This is a genomic window from Geobacter anodireducens, from assembly GCA_001628815.1.
Taxonomy (GTDB): Bacteria; Desulfobacterota; Desulfuromonadia; order Geobacterales; family Geobacteraceae; genus Geobacter; species Geobacter anodireducens.
The window spans coordinates 1-18,628 of record CP014964.1 but is presented as its reverse complement, the minus strand read 5'-3'; the positions used below and the strand labels follow the sequence as shown (position 1 = coordinate 18,628).

Sequence of the window (18,628 nt, the reverse complement as noted above, 5' to 3'; positions counted from 1 at the left end):
GGTATGACCGTGATCCGCCAAAGAAAGAAGAGGAAAAGAAGCCTGAACCGGAGCTGAAGTCCGGGAAGAAGAAACGGAAGTACAAGTCCCTCAAAGGGATCACCGAGGAAATGATGTGGGACATGGACCGAAAGACCTCGGGGAGCTCTGGGATGACATGCGGGCCCGTGCATTCCGCAGGCCCACCGAGCAGAATGTCCGCGACTTCTGGCGTGTCAACGAAGTGACCAGAAAGAAAGCCTTCGCCTTCACGGCAGTCAGCGACTACACCTGGCAAAAAAATCCAGAGCTGACTACAAAGGGCGACTACCCGATCACCAATCCCGGCCGTACCGCTCAGGTCACCATGAGTGAAGCGGAGAAACGAAACAAGCTCGCGGCCAACCGCGAGACATTCGCACTCGTTATGTTCACCAAGCCGGGATGTGGCTACTGTACAGAACAGGCCGGCATCCTCAAGTGGTTTACCCAGTCAACCGGCTGGACGGTCAAGACCGTCGATATCACTCAGAACCCCGCCATTGCGGCTCGGTTCGGTGTTTCGATAACTCCGACCATCATCCTGATTCAAAAGGGGAACCAGGACTATTTCCCGGTTACCGCAGGAGTTGCGTCGGCCGACGAAATAACGGACCGGACCTTCAAGGCCGTGCGGGTTCTCAATAAGGAAGTCACCCCCGAACAGTTCGACATGTACGAATTTCAGCGGGGTGGTGGCTATGATGTGACGAACAAATCGAGATGAAATTGTCATGTCGGCGGAAGAGGGGGGGGAGGATGTTCGGAATAGACACGAAACTGGCGCTAACCATCTGTGCGGGAGTCCTGACAGCGAAAGCAGTGTGGTTCATATGCATGAATATCCTGTCGCAGGTAGTCACCATGGTTGCCGCGCAGGGAAGGGCCGGGGGAGGGAGGAAGCAGTGAAAATCGGACGTCGCTCAAAAAAAAGGGCTGCTGTTGGCTTAGCGCTACTGCTGGCCACGTTCCCCGCCATCGCTCGGTCGGGGTGGGTGGATGACTGGCTTGCCAGCAAACAGTCCACGGGCCCCTCGTCATTCCAAGGTGCCACAAGGGGATACTACTCGGGTGGCTCGTTCCAGGCGCACTGGAAAAACAGCAACGACTACCTGATGACCATCTCAAAACCGCACCTGAAGTCGGGCTGCGGCGGCATTGACGCCTTCATGGGGGGATTCGGGTTCATGGACACTGAGTACCTCGTCCAGAAACTTCAGAGAATCATGAGCGCAGCGCCGGCGGCAGCTTTTGACCTCGCTCTCAAGGCGGTGTCCGAGCAAGTTTCCGGCACTCTCAAAGACTTGGGTGCCTGGGCGGACAAACTGAACCAGTTACAGCTGGATGACTGCAAGGCTTCCAAGGCCCTTGTCGCCACCATTGCCTCACCCGGGTCGGGACTCATGAGCGACAAGATGCAGGCGGAACTCAACTCTGCACAGGCTGACTTTTGGGGTTCCAGCGGAATGGGAGACCTTTACACAAAAGTTACCGGCCTGTTCAAATCTGAGCAAAAGTCCATGGCTACTGGCGGGGCGAGCACGGCTCCGACCATACAACAGACCGCCCAAGGGGCGATCGAAGGCTGTCCCCAGGATGTGCTCGATATCTATGGCGGAGGAAGTTTTCTCGCTAACGTTGGCGCCAAGAAAAGCCTCGACCCGGAGTACATCGCACTCATTCGAGGGTTTGTAGGCGATGTCAGGATCACCCCTCCGTCCGAAACGGGAAGCACGTTCGTTGCGAATGTGTACGCATCCTGCGATGAAAACGCGAGCCCCGTTGCTTTCCTGATGGGGCAGACGCAGATCAAAGAGACGCCGGAAGGTGCATGTATACCGATCACCGACACCAACAAGTCACTCATGACATATGCGACGGGCATGTTCAACAGCATCATCGGCAAAATGAAAGCCGGCGCCGCCTACTCCCAGGAGGAGCAGGACTTTCTGGGAAGTATTCCTCCCGGAGCCTACAACTATCTCCGTGCGGCCGCATCGACGAAGATGGAGGGGGCGACGGTCCAGGAACTCGCCAATCTTGCCGGCAATGCACTTGCCTACTACATGCTGATTGACCTCCTGAACAAGGCTCAGCAACTTCCGGAGGTGGTGGCTCATATCAACAGTTCTGCTGCAGGGGCGAAGGCAGGTGCCGATCCGGCTACCTGTCAACAAAGCTTGCTCAACCCTACGAAAGCAGCATTCGAAGATTTCAAGCAAAGAGTCCAGGCCAAGCTCGAGGCTGTCAGAGCAAACTACAACTCGGTTCTTGCCGAATCAAACGCCATTGGGGAACTGCAACGGCGAATGCAGGCAGCTGAAGAAAAGGTTTACCTTGAAGTAACAGGGCGGTTTTCCAAGGGAATCGCCGATCATCTTGCGAAGAAGTAGCAATCATAACGGATAAGGAGGACAACAACATGGCGGACAACAAGAACCAAGTGGCCAACGCCGCAAAGAAGGGCAACGGCAACGGGAAGGGGCACCAGGACAATGATAAGCCCCGGGAGAGCTTCAAGGACCGCAAATTACGGCTTGCCGCGGATAAGGACTACAACGTAATCTCGCAAAGAACTACAGACAATGCGGAATACATAAACCTCCTCAATGCAACGGACTATCTCATGTACCGCTTGCGAATGGTCAACTTCGACCGGCATCCGACGCTGACCATTGACGATCTCGCGAGATTCCTGAAACGCAATAATGAGATTCGCGAGGACATCAATCAGTTCAACATCGAGTTGGCCAAAGCCGTCGGCCAAAATTATACACCGCCCCGCGGGTACACTGCCAAACCGCTTGAGCAGTCGAAAGCGGACACGAAACAACCGGAATCGTCGCCTCAAGAAATGCCTGCAGCCACCGCCTAAAAGGGGTCTGCTGAAATTTCATGCAAAACGCTCCTGGCCTTGTCAATAGTGACCAGGAGCGTTTTGCTTTGTAGGCTTATCAACAGTTATTGTGGATAAGGTGAGTATCACTTGTTCTGAAGGGGAACATTGGTTCTTGGGTAACGGCCTGCGAATGAGAATTAGAAGCGGAGGAACATCCAGTGAGTGGAGTCAATCTTATGGAAGCCTCTTCGCGTATAAAACTCTTCGAGTTCTGCGTTGGCGGCTTGCAAAGCGATGAACCTCAAAGGAACGGTTACTTTGAGCATCGATGCTGTCTGAATGGAATAGCCAATCAGAAAATCGGCAATCTTGCCCCCGATGTCAGGGAAAGGGATTCCTCGGTACTGCTGTGATGTGAACAAATAATCGATTACGAGAGAGGGTTTATTTTCGAAGGAACTCAAAGAGAGAGCTACGAAACCATATGAATTGCCTGCATCATCTCCGAGAAGATGTATGCGGGTTCGGTCTTTTGCAGCAAGTTTGACCGTTTGAACCACATAGTTCCGTTCGTCGGCATCCGAATATCGAAACCTTGCCGAGAAAGAGGCAGGTGTCAATGCAGGTTTAGACAGTATCTGTGGTGGTGCGAAAGCCAATCTACTTAACGCTCACAGATTTCTTTTTTCTAGATCTTGAAGTGCGCGCAGGAGCCGTTCCCGCTTTATCAAGACACACGCCTCCTGTTGCGGCCAAGACCTTACCAGCGTTTTCTGCCAGTTTGAGGGCCTTCTTCGAAGGTTTTGCGCTTGAAAGCTGTCGCTTGGCTTTTGAGGAAAGGGTTTGCGGCGGCCTAGCTCCGATCACAAAAGCTTTATTTGTTGCTTTCTTTTCCATGGACCAAATATACAACGAGGTGGAGACTAAATCAACTTGTTGTGATCATTTCCCCATGTTTAAATGCTGTCGATTTGGTGGCTAGAAAACAGGGCTTAGATAAACAGCCCAAATAAATCCAAGAAACGCAGAAGACAAGTGATAAATATCTTCAGATACTTCAAACTCCTCAGTTACCTATTTCTTTTCTTTGTGGTGGGGATATTGGTGCCACTTGAAATAAAGGAAATCTCTCCGAAATCTTGGGGATGGCTGGAAGGAAAGCTCGGCTGGGACATGACGGGATTCTGGTTCACCCCATTGGGGGGGAACGGGAACTGCCGAATCGTCAACTCGAAGGAAGCTTTCCGCCGTCCGGGCAGCCGGGTCATTTTCGGCGAGATCTCTCCGCCCGATAGAAAACCATATCCTCATTTGTGGGTGGAAGAGAATGGGGAAATCATCGATGAGGTCTGTCCACCTGGGCAACTGGGGTGCAGTGCTCGGCGGCAATTTGCCACGGTGAATCCTGTCAGTTTGCAGCTAGAAGAACGTAGCCCCCAATCCGAAAAGGACCGGAGGGACATCCGCTGGGGGATCCGTTACCTGTTGGGATTGAAGGCGGCTCTGGAAGGAAACTCTATTCGCACTCGGCCAGCGGCGAACGATCGCGAAGCACCTTCCGGGACCGGATTAAAAAACGAGTGAAGGACCGGTCCACCATGGCGCCAGTGGAAATGATCAGGCCAGCTAGGGCAAGATGGCGATAATCCCCCTGGGGGCCAAACCCGCTTAAGGAGCCACCGGCATAAAGATAGACGACGGACAATGACCAACCCGCCAATACGAGCATTTTCTTAAGCCCATTCATCGAAGACCAGCCCTCTCTTGAACAGGAACCCCGTCATCCTCAGACGGGGGAGGGAGCGCAATAATCCCTCTACGAGTAATATTTGGCAAGGGGTCAGTTTTTTTGGTGCAATTAATCGTTTTTAGAGATACGACGCCGCAGATTTGTTGGAACCACATCAAGAATGGTTCACTCACGTCCGGAAAAGCGGGAATAGGCGTTAATTCTTGATATGACAACGCTGCTTGTATTTCCGCCATAGACAAATTCTCCCAGAAAGGCCAGTTCCTCGGATTCCTGTTCCGTCGGCAGATCCTTCCACCAACATTTCGGCTTGCCGTTCGTTCCGTCATTCCAGCGATAGTTGCGCTGCTTGAGAGTATCCTTTGACTCAAATGGAGCTCCAACCGCCTGAATTCTGCTGGTCGTTTGCCGTGCTGCGGCCAGAAGGGTCTTGAATACTGGTACTCCTGAATCGGGTAGGTCCTCCACGAGCAAGCCGAGCAACCCCTCGGCGTCGTTCAAGGCCCGGTGAGCATCAATGAAATACCCGCCGCACTTGAATAGGAGGTATTCCAGCGGCCTCGAGGTGATGAACTCGCCGGCCCAGTCGATTTGCGACAGGGAACATGCCCAAGGGAGTGATTCAAAGGCTGGGAAGCGTCTCTCGATGAATGGGCGGTCGAACGCGGCATTGTGCGCGATTACGAGGTCTGCCCGCTTGACGAGGGCATTCACCATGTCGTCGTCGAACCTCTTTCCCTTCAGCATTTCATCCGTTATTCCCGTAACCTTTATCACTTCAGGAGTGAGCGGTGTCTCTGGGTCCTCGAATGCAGAGTAGCGATCAATGACACGGGTAATTTCGCAGCTCACCATGTCGTATTCGAACGCTACCAGCCCGACCTCAATTATCTTGTCGTCTGGGAATCGGAATCCAGTCGTTTCTGTATCAAGGCAGAGACCGATTTTGGCTCTCTCGGGAACCCGACTGCCGGAAAGCCGCGGATCCTTGTCAATGTCGAGTCTACGAAGGATTTTGAAGTCCCCGGAGGACTCCAAGACCTGAAGCGCTTTATCCAATTCATTGTTTGCATTCATAAGATATTATCCCTCTCACATAAGAGCCCAGAGGGCAAGAATAATTCCTATAATAACATTGATTTACAACTAATAAAATGGTATTTAATTGGTGCAATTTATAGGGAGCGAAATATACTGAAAAACCCATTCCATTCCCATGGGCCGACCCCTGTGCTTTTTTCGTCCGAGGACGACAGGGATGATAAAGGAGAACCTAAAATCTACGCTGCCGTTGCCCAGATTGGCAAGAATCAATAACCGTCGATGCTGTTCAGACTCTGCGCTGCCGGCCTTGTCACCCCGTTCAAAATCAGTCCAGAGAGGCTATTTTCACTGGAGGAATATCACGATGTCTGAAAAAGAGAAAAAAGAGCCAGGTCGCCCGCCATTGCCGGAGGAAGAAAAAAGGACTACTCGCCTGACCATTGGGATGACCGATGACGAGCACGCCCGGTTCACCGATTTCGCCCGAAAGCATGGAATGAAATTGGCTGAACTTTTTCGAATGGCTACCAAGGATTTCATCAAGCGGGTGGAGAAAGGGAAATAAGAAATGAACGAGGAGCACTGGGCACAACTCAAAGAGGCATTGCAGCTTGCTTTAATCTGCATACAGGAAAACCCCTCCGATTCCGCTCCTACCCGGAAACTTCGAGCGGCTCTGTCGTTGTTGGATGAGATTGCCGAAGATGATTGTCGTCACCAGCAGGTACTGCAAAAGGTTCTCGATGCTGTTTTTGATGTCGAGTCCGGAGCGATTCTCCGCCCACAACCGGAGATCGTAGAGCTGCTGCGGCAGGAAATAGGTTGTTCGCGAGAGAAACCATGATCCTATCCATCATTGCTCTTGGCGTACTCATACTCATGCACGAGGCCGGCCATTTCTTTGCCGCCCGCTGGTATAGCATTCCCGTGCCGGAGTTTTCCATCGGCTTCGGGCCGCGGCTTTTCGGCTGGGAATGTAATGGGACGGCCTACTCCCTTCGAGCAATCCCCCTTGGAGGCTATATCAAAACGGATGAGTCCCTTCTGAAGCGGCCGGCAAGGCAGAGAATCATCGTGTCTTTGGCGGGTCCGGCAGCGAACCTTGTCTTTGCCTATCTTGCCTTCACAACAGCAGCCCTTGTAGGTATCCCCCAAATGACCACGAAAATCGGCGAAGTGTTTCCGGGCCGTCCGGCCGCAGTTTCCGGTATCCAGCCAGCCGATCGGGTGATTGAGGTAGATGGCAAATCTGTGTCTACCTGGGCGGAGATGATCTCCCGAATCGACCAGGGCCGGGAGAGGAATGTGCTGCTAACTGTCGCAACAGGACATGGCGAAATGACCATTTCGGTGAAGCCGGAGATCCGTGAGGGAAGGGGAGTGATCGGCGTGAAAGCTGCCGGGGAAACTGTCCCCCTCCGTTACGGCATGCGTTCTTTCGGCGAGGGATGGAAGATGACGTGGAATAATGTCGAGGCCTCTGCCATCCTGTTCGCATCGCTCTTTTCCCTGCAATCGCTGAACGACGTGGCCGGGCCCCTGTATATCGCAAAAGCCGGCGCCGAACAGAGCCGCCTTGGCCTTATGGCTTTACTCTACTTCATGGGGATCATCAGCGCCAATCTCGTAACCTTGAACCTCCTTCCGATCCCGGTGCTTGATGGGGGGACTGTGCTGGTGACGATTTGGGAGCGAGTGTTTCGGAGGCCGTTGCACGAGAAGGTGCAGAGGGTTATGACGGCCCTGAGTCTTGGCCTGATCGTATCCCTGATGCTGTATGCAGTGTTGAATGACATATCAAGAATGGTGAGGTAATCATGACCAAACAAGAAATTGCCCAGCGACTGTTCGAAAACGGCCTTGGGAGCCAGAGTGAATGCCGCAAGTTGGTTGACAGTGCGTTCGAACTCTTCAAAAACGCGATCGCACGTGAAGGCGAGCTCAAGATCTCAGGGTTTGGCGTTTTTTTAGCCAAGTCCAAGCATCCTCGAAAAGGGCGGAATCCTCAGACCGGCGAAGAAATTACTATTGATGGCCGGAGAGTGGTGTCGTTCAAGCCAAGTCCGATTTTGAGAAAGAGCATGAACGCGCATAGCCACAAGTAGGAGAAGATCAATGTCAGCTGCCGATTACGTAGCAACTCTTGTCCCAATCTCGGAGGTCATGTTGGCAGTTACAAGACGAGCCAAGGCAGGGAGTGCGTCCGTGAAAGATAAAGGATCGTTGCGCAAGATGTGGAGAATCATCCTGATTTCCCTCTCCGTGGCGATTCTTGCCAAGCGGTTCCTTCCCTACGCCATCTGCGGGACTTCCCTCTGTGAGGAAGTTGCTCTTGTTTTCCTTTGCCTGGGCTTGGCTATCAGGTGGGGGGCGGTTATCTACCTGGGCAAGTATTTCACGGTCAATGTCGCCATAACGAGAGGACACAGTCTGGTTGTTACAGGCCCCTACAGGTATGTTCGACACCCAAGCTACACGGGGCTCTTACTGACCTTCCTCGGTCTCGCCGTCCTCACGAACAACTGGATTGGCCTTATCGTGTTAACCGTCCCGGTATTCTTTGCCGTTTCATACAGAATCCGGGTTGAAGAGTCCGTAATGTCCGATGAGTTTGGCTCCGATTATGCGGAATACTGCAGCCGAACAAAAAAACTGATTCCCTTGGTCTATTGAGTCTGAATTTTCTAAAGTTTTCGGCGGCTTGACCGATAAACGGAAAGGATGGCGAACTAAAAGACGACGGATTTTACTAGCTCATGAACTATCGACCGATACTTGTCCTTGCAATTGTCGGGTGCCTGACGGGCAATGCATTAGCGGACGACCGGGACATTGCTGAAATCTATGGGGATGAAGTCCTCCCTCCGAAGGTGACGTTTGGCCGTTCGGCCAGAAGCCTTTCAGAAGTCGCAGAGAACGTAACAGTCATCACTCAGGAAGACATCAAGCGCCTGCAGGCCCATACCCTGGATGATGTTCTGAAATATTACTCTGGCGTTCTCCCGTTTCCCAACCGCTTACCCGGAGATCTCTCCGTACCCATGGTCCAGGGATTGCCAAACCGGCAATGCTTGGTGGCCTACGATGGCATTCCTTTGAACAACCTTGGCGATGGAACCGCAGATATCGGAATTATTCCGGTCACATCTCTGGAAAGGATCGAGATTGTAAAAGGGCCTGCCTCGTCTGTCTGGGGAAGAAGCGTTGGAGCAGTCATCAACCTGATAAGCCGCGATCCGGCGGCAGACCGCAAGCTTGGTGGCGAAGTGACCTGGTCATATGGTGAGCAGGATACCACCAGCGGGCATGCCAATATAAACGGAACCCTCGATGAAACCGGCACAGGCTATTTCCTTTCTGGTGGATATGGAAGTTCAAATGGTTTCCAACCCCATGTGAACAATGACCGCCGGTCATATTACGGCAAATTGACGCAAAAGCTTGGTTCGAGAAACGATCTGACACTCCTCTACGCCCGCACGTACGCTGACAGAGATCTCCTGAAATTCTCAGATCTGAACGTCAAGGCGGATAACCACGGTGATGCCGAATTTGCAATCGCAAGGCTTCAAACTCGGATCAATACGGATTCCGAGTTCGAAATATCGCTCTATCTCTACGACCTCGATGTTGTAAACAATTTCCAAAACATCAGCCCGATCCCCCCTTTTCTGCCCGTCGGCAATATTCTGGTGCAAAAACAAGGGATCAGGGAGACAACGGGCGGTTTACAGCTTGCCTACAAACTCAACACCGAATCCTATTGGCTGACACTTGGGTTCGATGGTTTAACGAGTTCCCTTCGCAACACCGATTTCTCGCTTGCCCCGCCACAGAAAGATATCCGCCAGAAACTGAATCCTCTCCTCATTGGAACATACGTTTCCGGCGGGTGGAACATTACAGGATCCCTGACGGCCACTGGCGCTGTCCGTTATGACTATAGTTCAGAGAGCGACGATACCGTTTCCCCCAGTCTTGGACTTATCTACAAGCTGGATGATAAGACCATCCTGCGGTCCTCGTTCGGTTATGGCTACAGCCTGCCGACCCTGGCCAATGTCGCGACAGTCGAGCCTGAGCAGCTGTGGCGTTACCAGATAGGTGTGGAAACGAACCATGTCCCTGGATTGTGGCTGAAAACCAACCTGTTTTACGATCGGACGGAGAATATCAAGCTCAGTCTGAAATTCTTCGACCTTGGGCCTGTCACTGTGAAAAACCTTGTTCGGCAGGGTTTCGAGACGGAACTGAAGACTATCCCGGTCTTCAACACGACATTCTCGGTTGGGTATACGTTCACCGACATTTACGATCGGGACACGGGGAGCGTTGTGGAAGGGCTGCCTCGGCACCACGTCGTCTTCAACACGAATTTCCGTGCGGACATGACGGACATTCTGCTCTCCGGCAAGTATGTGTTCTGGAATACTCCCTCCGGCAAGGACTCCATGACGTGGGACTTCCTTCTCACCAGGAAGATCCTGTCTTGGGAAAACTCGTCCGCATCTTTACAATTCGCTGCTCATAACATCTTCCAAGGGTCGCAATATTCATCCCCTGTTTTTCCTAACCAGCCCCGCTGGATAGAAGGGGGGATAAGGGTGGATTTCTGATGGTACGGCGATCGTTTCTCATCATCGTGGCAATGGCAATTCTGACCATCTCGGCTCATGCCGAAGAATTGTTAATTGTGCAGTCGCTTCGCAGCAAGATGTACCAGGAAGTTGTCACTGCCGCTCACAGGAGTTGCAGCTCTGCAAAGGCGAAGATCATCATCCTGGACGAGACAGCCGAAGTGGACGTGCCGCGGGCGATTCGCGAGACGCGGGCAAAAGCTGTTCTTGCCATCGGCGACAAGGCATTCCGTGCTGCAATCGCACAACGTCGAGTGCCGGTAGTGGGTGTACTGACCCTTGAGACCCAGGCGTTTCCTTCCAATGCGAAGACTATCCCCTACTTGGCTGCACCCCCAAAGTACCTTTCCGTATTCAAGTCCATGGGCAAGAAGCGAGTTGGCGTTGTCTATGACGGAAAACTTCTCGGGTATGTCCGTCAGGCCGACAGGATTGCGAAGTCCATGGGGATTACCCTCGAGAAGCGCGAGATCCCGAGTCCCGTCGGGCTTCCCACAGCCCTTGCAAGCCTGCAGGGGGCCAACGTCGAAGCCCTCTGGATAGTCCCCGACACAAATGTCGTCACGGCAGGCACGGTGGAACCTCTGCTGAAATTCGCTTCCGCGAACAATATCCCTGCCATTGTTTTCAGTAAAACGTACCTCAAGGTAGGTGCGACCCTGGCAATCGAGCCCGACCGGACGAGCATTGGCAAACAGGCCGGCAGGATGCTATGCCAAGCGATTGAGGATGGGATAGTTCCCGAGGAGCCTACGGTTGCGTCTTCCTTTTTCTCACAGTGCGGAAATGAAGAGCTTGGCCGACGCCTGGGAATTTCTTCTTCAGTATTCGAGTCGACATGTGATAATTAGGCATGTTGACCAAACCCACGCAACGCTTCCGTTCCTCCCTGCGTAAGTTCAGAAAGGCTGCGTCCTGGAGCGATTTCCGCCATGTCTTCAGGCCTGGCTATCGGCGCAGTACGCTAGGACTGGTCGCGATCCTATCTGCCTGATGACGGGCACTTTTCTCGCCTTTTTCATCTATCACGAATACTCTTCGACAAAAGATGAACTAGCCCAAAGCGGTGAAGTAATTGCCAAGCTTTTGGCAACTACCCTGCAGACGCCAGTGTATATTGGCGACAATGAGGCGGTACGGAGTCATCTTGTGGCGGGGGCTCGCAACAAGGGAGTCTCTTGCATAAAGGTATATCTGCCTGACGGCACAGAGTACGTTTCTGAACCGCTTTGCCGGCACAACAACAACGTTGTCACCGCCGATGCAAACATTGTCATCGATCAGTCGCTATCGCCCGAAGCGGCTATCGCTGGTGTTGACCCGGGATCCACCGTTGTCGGCAAGGTGGTGGTTCACATGGATTACGAAGGACGGAAGCGAGAGAGTCTTCTGGTAGCCGTTCCGATCCTCGGCGCTGGCCTTCTGCTCTGGATGGTGGCAACGTATCTTGGCTATCTTCTTATGCGCCGTCTGACTTCCTCCCTCGACCAACTGGTGGAAGGGATGGCGGCGATAGAGAGAGGGGACTCCCGGCAGATCGAAGCAGACTTCTTTGAACATGAGTTTGCGTACCTGACGGGTGCCATCAACGACATGTCTGAGGCGCTCCATGCCCGGGAAGAGGAGAACCTTTCCCTCCAGCAGGAACTATTGAATCAAATGGAATCTCGGGTTGTTCATGCAGAAGAAACGATGCACGCAAAACTGACGGAAGCCAACAAGCTTTCTTCCCTTGGAACCATGGCCTCATACATGGCCCACGAGATCAACAACCCAGTGGGGACCATGATTCTGAACCTTGACCTGCTGAAGGACGCTTTCGAGGATAGTCGCGAGATCTTGGCGGAGCACTACAGGACGCACGGGGATTTCACCCTTGGGGGGCTTGACTACCATGAGTACGACGAGACAATGCCGTACCTTATTGACGAGATGCGCAACGGTGCCCAAAGAATAAAGCGGATTGTCGAGGACCTGAAGAGGTTTGCCAAGAACGAGTCTGCCGACATGAAGGAAAATGTCAATATAAACAGCGTGGTAATGAGCGCAGTCAGGTTAACGTCACGAAAGGTCAGGAGTTCAACAGATAATCTTGAATTAGACTTAACCGATCCCATCCCTGCGGTGCGGGGAAATGCCCAACAGCTGGAACAGGTGCTGATCAACCTGATCATCAATGCATGCCAGGCTCTTCCGGACATGAACAGGAAAATCGCTCTCTCTACCTCCAACGACCAACAGACTCGACAGGTTGTGGTCATCGTGAAAGATGAGGGAGAGGGGATCGCGGCTGCCTTGATACCCCATCTGACAGACCCGTTCTTCACGACGAAAAGAGATCGGGGAGGCACGGGTGTCGGCCTTGCCATTACGGCGAAGATCATCAAGGAACATGGTGGTGCCATCAAGTTCGAGTCAGATGTTGGTAAAGGTATGACAGTGACGATTTCTCTACCCATTGCTTCGGAGATGTCATGATATGCATAAAGTGAAATTCCCGGCGAGACCCGTTCTCCTTGTGGACGACGAAGAATCCTGGCTCGTGAGCATGCGAATGCTTCTCTTGCGTAAGTTGGGTATCAACAATGTCATTTTCTGCACGGATAGCCGTATGGTGAGCACACTTCTTGCCTCCCAGCCGATGTCTCTGATCCTTCTCGATTACACAATGCCTTATATGAACGCAGAGCAGGTATTGGCTGAGATCAAACCTGCTTACCCTGATGTCCCGGTTGTTGTCCTGACTGGACAGGACCATTTGGACTTGGCTGAGAGATGTATGGGCATGGGAGCTTTTGACCACTTCATCAAGACGAGCGGGACGGAGAATATCCTGTCAATGGTTAAGCGGGCTCTGAGGCTGTAGGTGAACTGAAATATATGTGCGGCCGATTTACCCTTGCGATATCACCAGAACTTCTTGCCGAAGTCATCGGCGAAATCGAGGCTGAACGCATCCAGCCTCGGTACAACATCGCCCCGACCCAGCAGGTGGCGGTGATCCGTCTGGACGCCGGCGGCAAGAGGCATCTCGCTACCTACGTTGGGGTCTCATTCCCCCGTGGGCAAAGGATGCTGCCGTGGGCAACCACATGATCAACGCCCGCTCCGAGACGGTTGCGGAGAAACCAGCCTTCCGCCATGCCTTCCGTTCCCGGCGCTGCCTTGTTCCCGCCTCGGGCTTTTTCGAGTGGAAGGAGGAAGGGGGCCGAAAACAGCCTCTCTACGTCCACATGAAGGATGGCGGACCCATGATCTTCGCCGGTCTCTGGGAGTCCTGGAAATCCCCGGAGGGGGAGACTGTCGAATCCTGTACCATCCTCACCACAAGCAGCAACGGCCTCATCCGGCCGCTCCATGACCGGATGCCGGTGATCCTTGGCCGAAACGACTGGGACATCTGGCTCTCCTGTGAGGCCACTCGGGAGCAGCTGACGCCGCTTTTCCAGCCCTATCCCTCGGAACTCCTCGCCATGTACCCGGTGGGAACCGGGGTCAACAGCCCCCGAAACGACTCTCCGGAGTTGATCGAGCCCCTTCAACATCCCTAAACCGAGCAGCAGCAGACCATCGCACGGCCTTCTTGACAGGTCTCCAAAATGGTGTTAGGTTGACATGTGACAACTATAACATTTGACAACCTGGAGGAGCGATGATCGAGAACCTCACCCCCCGACAGCAGGAAGTGCTCACCTTCATCGGTGACTTCCTCGCTGCCAATGGCTACCCGCCGACGATCAGAGAGATCGCCGCGCATCTCAAGGTGAACGGCACCCTCGGGGTCATGAAGCATCTGGAAGCCTTGGAGCGCAAGGGGTACCTTCGGCGAGAGTCCGGCAGCTCGCGCGGTGTTTCTCTCATGGGCCAGGCTGCTAGGTCGGTATCGTTGCCAGTCGTCGGAGTGGTGCGGGCCGGGATGCTTCAACCGGCGATCGAGGACATCGAGGGGTATCTCGCCATCGATCAGGCCCAGATCAAAGGAGGGAAGTTTTTCTTGCGGGTAAAGGGAGACTCCATGGTTAATGCCGCCATCCTCGACGGCGATCTCGCCCTGATCCGCCCCCAACCCACCGCGGCCAACAACGACATCGTCGTTGCCATGGTCGACGGCGAGGCGACCCTCAAGGCGTTTTACCGGGAGCGGGGCCAAATCCGCCTTCAGCCCCGCAACCCGAACATGGAGCCGATCGTTGTCCGCGAGGGGGAAGGGGAGGTGACGATCGTGGGGAAGGTTGTCGGTATCTTTCGGACGCTGGAATGAGACATGCTGCAGAGGATACGGGAACAGATCAGGGTAGGGGTCGTCTTCGGCCCGGGGCCGTCCATCCATCCAATCTGGTTTGACTGGCGCAGGGAGAAGCGCACCATCGAGAAGGTGACCTACCGCTGGCGACACATGGCTGGAAACGCGCTTCTCCTCCACTTCGCCGTGACCGACGGGACCTCCCTCTACGAACTGATCTACAATGCCAAGGACCAGCTCTGGACTTTGGAGGCGGTAGATGGGGATGTGCTGTGAACGGCCGGGTAATCATCCACGCGGACATGAATGCCTACTTCGCGTCGGTTGAGCAGCAAAGTAATCCCGCCCTTCGGGGGAAACCCATCGCCGTGGTCGGTTCGGGTCGAACAGTGGTGACCACTGCCTCCTACGAAGCCAGGGCTTACGGAGTCAAGACGGGCATGACAAAGTGGGAGGCCCAGAGAGCCTGTCCGGATATCATCTTCGTCGTCGGGAATAACCGCAAATACACTTGGACCTCCTGTCAAATCAACAAGATCTTTCTTGAATACACTCCGCTGGTTGAAACCTTCTCCATCGACGAGGCCTTCCTCGATGTTACCGGCTCTCTCACCCTCTTCGGTGGCGACGAACGGATAGCCTTCCTGATCAAGGCGCAAATCAAGCACCACTTCGGTCTCACCTGCTCCATCGGCATCGCTCCCAACAAGCTCCTGGCTAAGCTTGCTTCTGACATGAAGAAGCCGGACGGCCTCACGATTATTCGGCCTGAGGAGGTCCTCGGCATCATGGAGGCGGTTCCCATCGAAGACCTGTGTGGGATCGGGAGGAAGACCCAGCGGCAACTCTACCTCCTTGGTATCAAAACCTGCGGCGACCTGGGGCGGTTCCCGGTGGACATACTCCGGCGTAAGTTCGGAGTGATAGGGGAGAGGTTACATTACATGGGGCTGGGGATGGATAACTCCCCTGTGGTTCCGGCGGAGGAGGCGGAGGAGGTGAAATCGGTGGGTCACTCGATAACCCTCGACCGGGATATCACCGAACGCAAGGAAATCCTCAAGTATCTCCTCCAACTCTCCGAGATGGTAGGCAGACGGCTCGTAGGTATGGGGTGGCTGGGAAGACCGTACATCTAACGATCCGTTATTCCGACTTTTCGACCTTCGGTAGGCAACAGTCGAGGTCTACCCCCACAAACTCCAGCGACGAGATCTACGAAGAGGCGGTGAAGATCCTTGACACTTACGACATTCAGCAGCCTGTGCGGCTCCTTGGGGTAAGAATTTCGAACCTCTGCTACATGCGGGAGCAGTTGCCGCTCTTCGAATCGGAAAGACGGAAGGCTTTAGCAACCGGGGCAATGGATGCAGTAAACAACAAGTACGGCGACTTCGCAGTGACCTTCGGGAGTTTGCTGGACTCCGGGGAGGAGAAGGGGAGCTTCGTCATCTCTCCGGCATGGAGGCCAGACGGTATCCGGAATGTGGATGTGAAATAGCGCGAAATTAACCTGCGAAAATAGTAAATATGACGGGGAATTTTAGGAGGGCACATGGCAAAGATGTTGGAAAAAGGGCAAATCGTGACAGTCGAGGAGTTGGCGCTCAGTAACGCTTTTCAGCTGGAGGCCTTGATAAACGTGCTTGAGCGCAAAGGGGCTCTAAGAAAGGAAGAAATCCTGGAGGAGTTGAAACGGATGAAAAAGCAGGGATGAACTCTTTTCCTGGCTCGAGTAAAAAGAACTATTACATCCGAAAACAACAGATTCTCGTTCGTCCCTTGGTATAATTATCTTGCACATTCTTGGTGAAAGGAGAAACGGCTATGGGTATCTTGGATGCGCTTATAAGTTCCGGGGAAAGCATTGTAAAAGGCTTGGTCGAAGCGGTTCATCCCAATACCGGCACCAATCTTCCCGAGGGAACCAAGGTAGATGTAAAAATGCCTGACGGCTCAATTAAGGAAGGCGTGGTCAAAGATGGCGAAGTTGTGGTTGACGACTAAGAGTGAAACCGGCTTAGGCTGTCGTGGCTATCTGGAACTGCCTCCGGAGAGCTTCTTCTGACTTAGCCACAGTGAGACCGTAGTGGCCACATTCGAGAGGGAAAAGTATGTCCCGAACTACATCCACGCTATTCCCGGTTTCTGAGGCAATCCCATTGTAGTAGTACACCTGGATGTCGTCCGATCGCCTTTCTATGCACCGATTGAGATATACCCGCAATTCCGCAGCGATACGATTAAACTCAGCCGTTTTTGCCCGTCTTTTTGCCTCCTTTCCGTTGTAATGACGGCGCGGGACATTAATAGGGTACACAACCACGGATATCTCCTAAAGAAAGGCCCTCCTGCCGAAACAGGAGAGCCGGTCGGTAATTAATCCGTTACTACTTGTTCAGGTACTTCTTTACGGCAGCCGCGGATGTCCCTACTTCGCTAACCGCTTTCCTCAGTTCGGCAGGAGTACAGCCAAAGGACATTGTCCAGTCCCGGACCTCACTGGGGTCGTTGATATCGATTCTCTTGTTGTCGGGTGAACCAGTCAGTTTCTTGTTGTCAGGCATGTTTACTTTTCCTTTCTCACCCCTTTGAAGGGAGTGCCGTCGGTTTTCTGGTCCATGAACCTACCGGTTGAAGTATCCCGCTTTGTCCAGGTCTCCGTTTTCGGGTTATAGATTTGGCTTCTGCCTGTTACCTGCCCATGCCTGTGAGCGTCGCCGGCCGGTGGATTCTTTGCCATTATTGTTACCTCCGTACTTGCGGGTTGCGGAGGGGGATTACTCCCCCTCCTGGTTTAGTTTAGGCATCTACCCAGATGGGCCATGCCTTACGGCCGTACTGACTTGCGTAACGCCGAACACCCTTTATGGTGATGTACGCGACGTAAATCAGCCGTTTCCCAGGTCTTTCCACAGGTTCCATGTGGAGTACCTATCCTTTCCGATAGGCAATTTAGACCTTGCAAACCAGGAGGGTTTTTGCTATTTTTACCCTTTAAGGGAATACCGGTTGCAAAGCCCCCAAGGCCTACCACTCGGGGGAAAGCTCTAGCGTTGCCAGACGTTAGAGCTTTTCTATTTTTACTTATATGAGCTTCAACGCTTTCATCCTCGACCTCAAGAATGGTTGATGAATATTGAAAGTATTGGCAATTTCGAAGTTACTTGCCCCATCGGCAAGCATCATCCGTAACGGCCCCTCAGGTACCAGCAATGCACCCGCGAAGCGAAACGCTTGCCACTCCGGATTACAGTATAGTGGGATATCGTCTTTCCGGTATAGTTGGACCCCACCTTCTTCTTTCCCTTGCCTGAACACCTGCCCCCGATTTATTTTTCGCAGCTGAGGGACATGGATGATACAGTGCCCTGATTCGTGGGCCAGTGTTGAACGGAAGAATTTTTCCTGGAACGGGTCCTCGGCGAGAGCCTCCTGGATTTCCAGCCGATTCTCGGAGCTGTCAGTGAGGCCATAAATCTCTGGGGGGAGTTCTCGCGAATATACAGGGACCACACCGGTCAGATCCTCCAGTTTCGTGTCGACGAACCTGTGGACGTCAAATGGTGCGGGTTTTTTCAGGATTTCAGGCTGATAAAATGAGATGTAGGCTGTGGCAAGCTGGTCAATCTTTTTGCCACTCATCGGCTTGAAGGAGAAATTAGGGTTGCTCATTCAGTTTGCCCTTCCTTTTAAGCATTTCATTTATCAATTCATTAACCTCTTCCTCGGTGCAGTCTTCTGCAACACGTAAAAGAGCGGTATTCAGTTCAGGGCGCTTACGGAATATCGTCCGAACCTCGTTGCGGGTATTTACCTCTGCGTTCGCGGCCTTTACGAGGGAGCCATCAGCAATCTCAAGAAACGTCTCGATTTTCCTCACTATATCGATTGCCGGCGCCTTCTTTCTCCCCTGCTCCATATCGCTAATGTAACTTAGTGATAGTCCTGCAACCTGGCTGACTTCCTTGAGCGTTTTCTCTTTTTTCTTCCGAGCGTCTTTCAGGAGTTGCCCGAAACTCGTCGCCATCGCCCTCGCCTCCTTTCCTTCCTCCTCATTGTTGGGAAAATTGTCGCATTGCAAAATTACGCCATTC

At 53.1% G+C, this 18,628-nt stretch carries 21 protein-coding genes and 2 pseudogenes; 18 read left to right on the top strand and 5 right to left on the bottom strand.

Annotation, left to right across the window (positions count from 1 at the left end; genetic code table 11):
• The first annotated feature begins 115 nt into the window (after positions 1-115).
• From A2G06_16505 to A2G06_16495, 3 genes are all read left to right on the top strand, one after another.
• Entirely contained in the window at positions 116-745 is a 630-nt protein-coding gene (locus tag A2G06_16505) for a thioredoxin (protein ID ANA41743.1), read from the top strand.
• A 178-nt stretch (positions 746-923) separates the two neighbouring features.
• Positions 924-2,411, top strand: a complete 1,488-nt coding sequence (locus A2G06_16500) for a hypothetical protein (protein ID ANA41742.1) — start codon at positions 924-926, stop codon at positions 2,409-2,411.
• Between the two features lie 29 nt (positions 2,412-2,440).
• Complete coding sequence (locus tag A2G06_16495) at positions 2,441-2,893, top strand: hypothetical protein (GenBank protein ID ANA41741.1); 453 nt, start codon at positions 2,441-2,443, stop codon at positions 2,891-2,893.
• 161 nt (positions 2,894-3,054) lie between these two features.
• On the opposite strand, the gene A2G06_16490 is transcribed toward A2G06_16495, so the two are convergent.
• The gene (locus tag A2G06_16490) at positions 3,055-3,417 is read right to left on the bottom strand and encodes a hypothetical protein (protein ANA41740.1); all 363 of its coding nucleotides are present in this window, start codon (positions 3,415-3,417) and stop codon (positions 3,055-3,057) included.
• A gap of 475 nt (positions 3,418-3,892) precedes the next feature.
• Between A2G06_16490 and A2G06_16485 the strand changes: the two genes are divergently transcribed.
• Positions 3,893-4,441: a hypothetical protein gene (locus A2G06_16485; protein ID ANA41739.1), complete on the top strand. Its 549-nt coding sequence runs from the start codon at positions 3,893-3,895 to the stop codon at positions 4,439-4,441.
• 331 nt (positions 4,442-4,772) lie between these two features.
• Here A2G06_16485 and A2G06_16480 read toward each other — a convergent pair whose 3' ends face one another.
• A complete protein-coding gene (locus tag A2G06_16480; GenBank protein ID ANA41738.1) occupies positions 4,773-5,684 on the bottom strand; it encodes a DNA polymerase III subunit epsilon in 912 nt (303 codons plus the stop codon).
• 331 nt (positions 5,685-6,015) lie between these two features.
• On the opposite strand from A2G06_16480, the gene A2G06_16475 reads away from it, so the two are divergent.
• The 14 genes and pseudogenes from A2G06_16475 (at position 6,016) to A2G06_16410 (ending at position 16,538) form a co-directional block, all read left to right on the top strand.
• Positions 6,016-6,216: a hypothetical protein gene (locus A2G06_16475; GenBank protein ANA41737.1), complete on the top strand. Its 201-nt coding sequence runs from the start codon at positions 6,016-6,018 to the stop codon at positions 6,214-6,216.
• Between the two features lie 3 nt (positions 6,217-6,219).
• A complete protein-coding gene (locus tag A2G06_16470) occupies positions 6,220-6,495 on the top strand; it encodes a hypothetical protein (protein ID ANA41736.1) in 276 nt (91 codons plus the stop codon).
• The gene (locus A2G06_16465) at positions 6,492-7,466 is read left to right on the top strand and encodes a hypothetical protein (GenBank protein ID ANA41735.1); all 975 of its coding nucleotides are present in this window, start codon (positions 6,492-6,494) and stop codon (positions 7,464-7,466) included. The genes A2G06_16470 and A2G06_16465 overlap by 4 nt, the downstream gene beginning before the upstream one ends.
• 2 nt (positions 7,467-7,468) lie before the next feature.
• A complete protein-coding gene (locus A2G06_16460; GenBank protein ANA41734.1) occupies positions 7,469-7,756 on the top strand; it encodes a hypothetical protein in 288 nt (95 codons plus the stop codon).
• Between the two features lie 100 nt (positions 7,757-7,856).
• A complete protein-coding gene (locus tag A2G06_16455; GenBank protein ANA41733.1) occupies positions 7,857-8,324 on the top strand; it encodes a hypothetical protein in 468 nt (155 codons plus the stop codon).
• An 83-nt stretch (positions 8,325-8,407) separates the two neighbouring features.
• The gene (locus A2G06_16450) at positions 8,408-10,267 is read left to right on the top strand and encodes a hypothetical protein (protein ID ANA41732.1); all 1,860 of its coding nucleotides are present in this window, start codon (positions 8,408-8,410) and stop codon (positions 10,265-10,267) included.
• A complete protein-coding gene (locus A2G06_16445) occupies positions 10,267-11,139 on the top strand; it encodes a hypothetical protein (GenBank protein ID ANA41731.1) in 873 nt (290 codons plus the stop codon). The genes A2G06_16450 and A2G06_16445 overlap by 1 nt, the downstream gene beginning before the upstream one ends.
• A gap of 142 nt (positions 11,140-11,281) precedes the next feature.
• The gene (locus tag A2G06_16440) at positions 11,282-12,766 is read left to right on the top strand and encodes a hypothetical protein (protein ID ANA41730.1); all 1,485 of its coding nucleotides are present in this window, start codon (positions 11,282-11,284) and stop codon (positions 12,764-12,766) included.
• Position 12,767: 1 nt separating this feature from the next.
• Positions 12,768-13,154 carry a hypothetical protein gene (locus tag A2G06_16435; protein ANA41729.1) on the top strand — a complete coding sequence of 129 codons (387 nt, stop codon included), beginning with the start codon at positions 12,768-12,770 and terminating at the stop codon, positions 13,152-13,154.
• Positions 13,155-13,168: 14 nt separating this feature from the next.
• A pseudogene (locus A2G06_16430) lies at positions 13,169-13,839 on the top strand (hypothetical protein).
• Between the two features lie 104 nt (positions 13,840-13,943).
• Positions 13,944-14,549 carry a LexA family transcriptional regulator gene (locus A2G06_16425; GenBank protein ANA41843.1) on the top strand — a complete coding sequence of 202 codons (606 nt, stop codon included), beginning with the start codon at positions 13,944-13,946 and terminating at the stop codon, positions 14,547-14,549.
• 3 nt (positions 14,550-14,552) lie between these two features.
• Positions 14,553-14,807: a hypothetical protein gene (locus A2G06_16420; GenBank protein ID ANA41728.1), complete on the top strand. Its 255-nt coding sequence runs from the start codon at positions 14,553-14,555 to the stop codon at positions 14,805-14,807.
• A 26-nt stretch (positions 14,808-14,833) separates the two neighbouring features.
• Positions 14,834-16,032: pseudogene (locus A2G06_16415) on the top strand (DNA polymerase IV).
• Positions 16,033-16,358: 326 nt separating this feature from the next.
• Positions 16,359-16,538, top strand: coding sequence for a hypothetical protein (locus tag A2G06_16410; GenBank protein ID ANA41727.1), 180 nt, complete (start codon positions 16,359-16,361; stop codon positions 16,536-16,538).
• A gap of 13 nt (positions 16,539-16,551) precedes the next feature.
• On the opposite strand, the gene A2G06_16405 is transcribed toward A2G06_16410, so the two are convergent.
• The 3 genes from A2G06_16405 to A2G06_16395 all read right to left on the bottom strand — a co-directional run bounded on the left by A2G06_16405 (position 16,552) and on the right by A2G06_16395 (position 18,561).
• Positions 16,552-16,851 (bottom strand): hypothetical protein, encoded by a 300-nt coding sequence (locus A2G06_16405; protein ANA41726.1) that lies wholly within the window; start codon positions 16,849-16,851, stop codon positions 16,552-16,554.
• A 767-nt stretch (positions 16,852-17,618) separates the two neighbouring features.
• Positions 17,619-18,206, bottom strand: a complete 588-nt coding sequence (locus A2G06_16400; protein ANA41725.1) for a hypothetical protein — start codon at positions 18,204-18,206, stop codon at positions 17,619-17,621.
• Positions 18,193-18,561 (bottom strand): hypothetical protein, encoded by a 369-nt coding sequence (locus tag A2G06_16395; protein ID ANA41842.1) that lies wholly within the window; start codon positions 18,559-18,561, stop codon positions 18,193-18,195. The genes A2G06_16400 and A2G06_16395 overlap by 14 nt, the downstream gene beginning before the upstream one ends.
• Positions 18,562-18,628 lie beyond the last annotated feature (67 nt).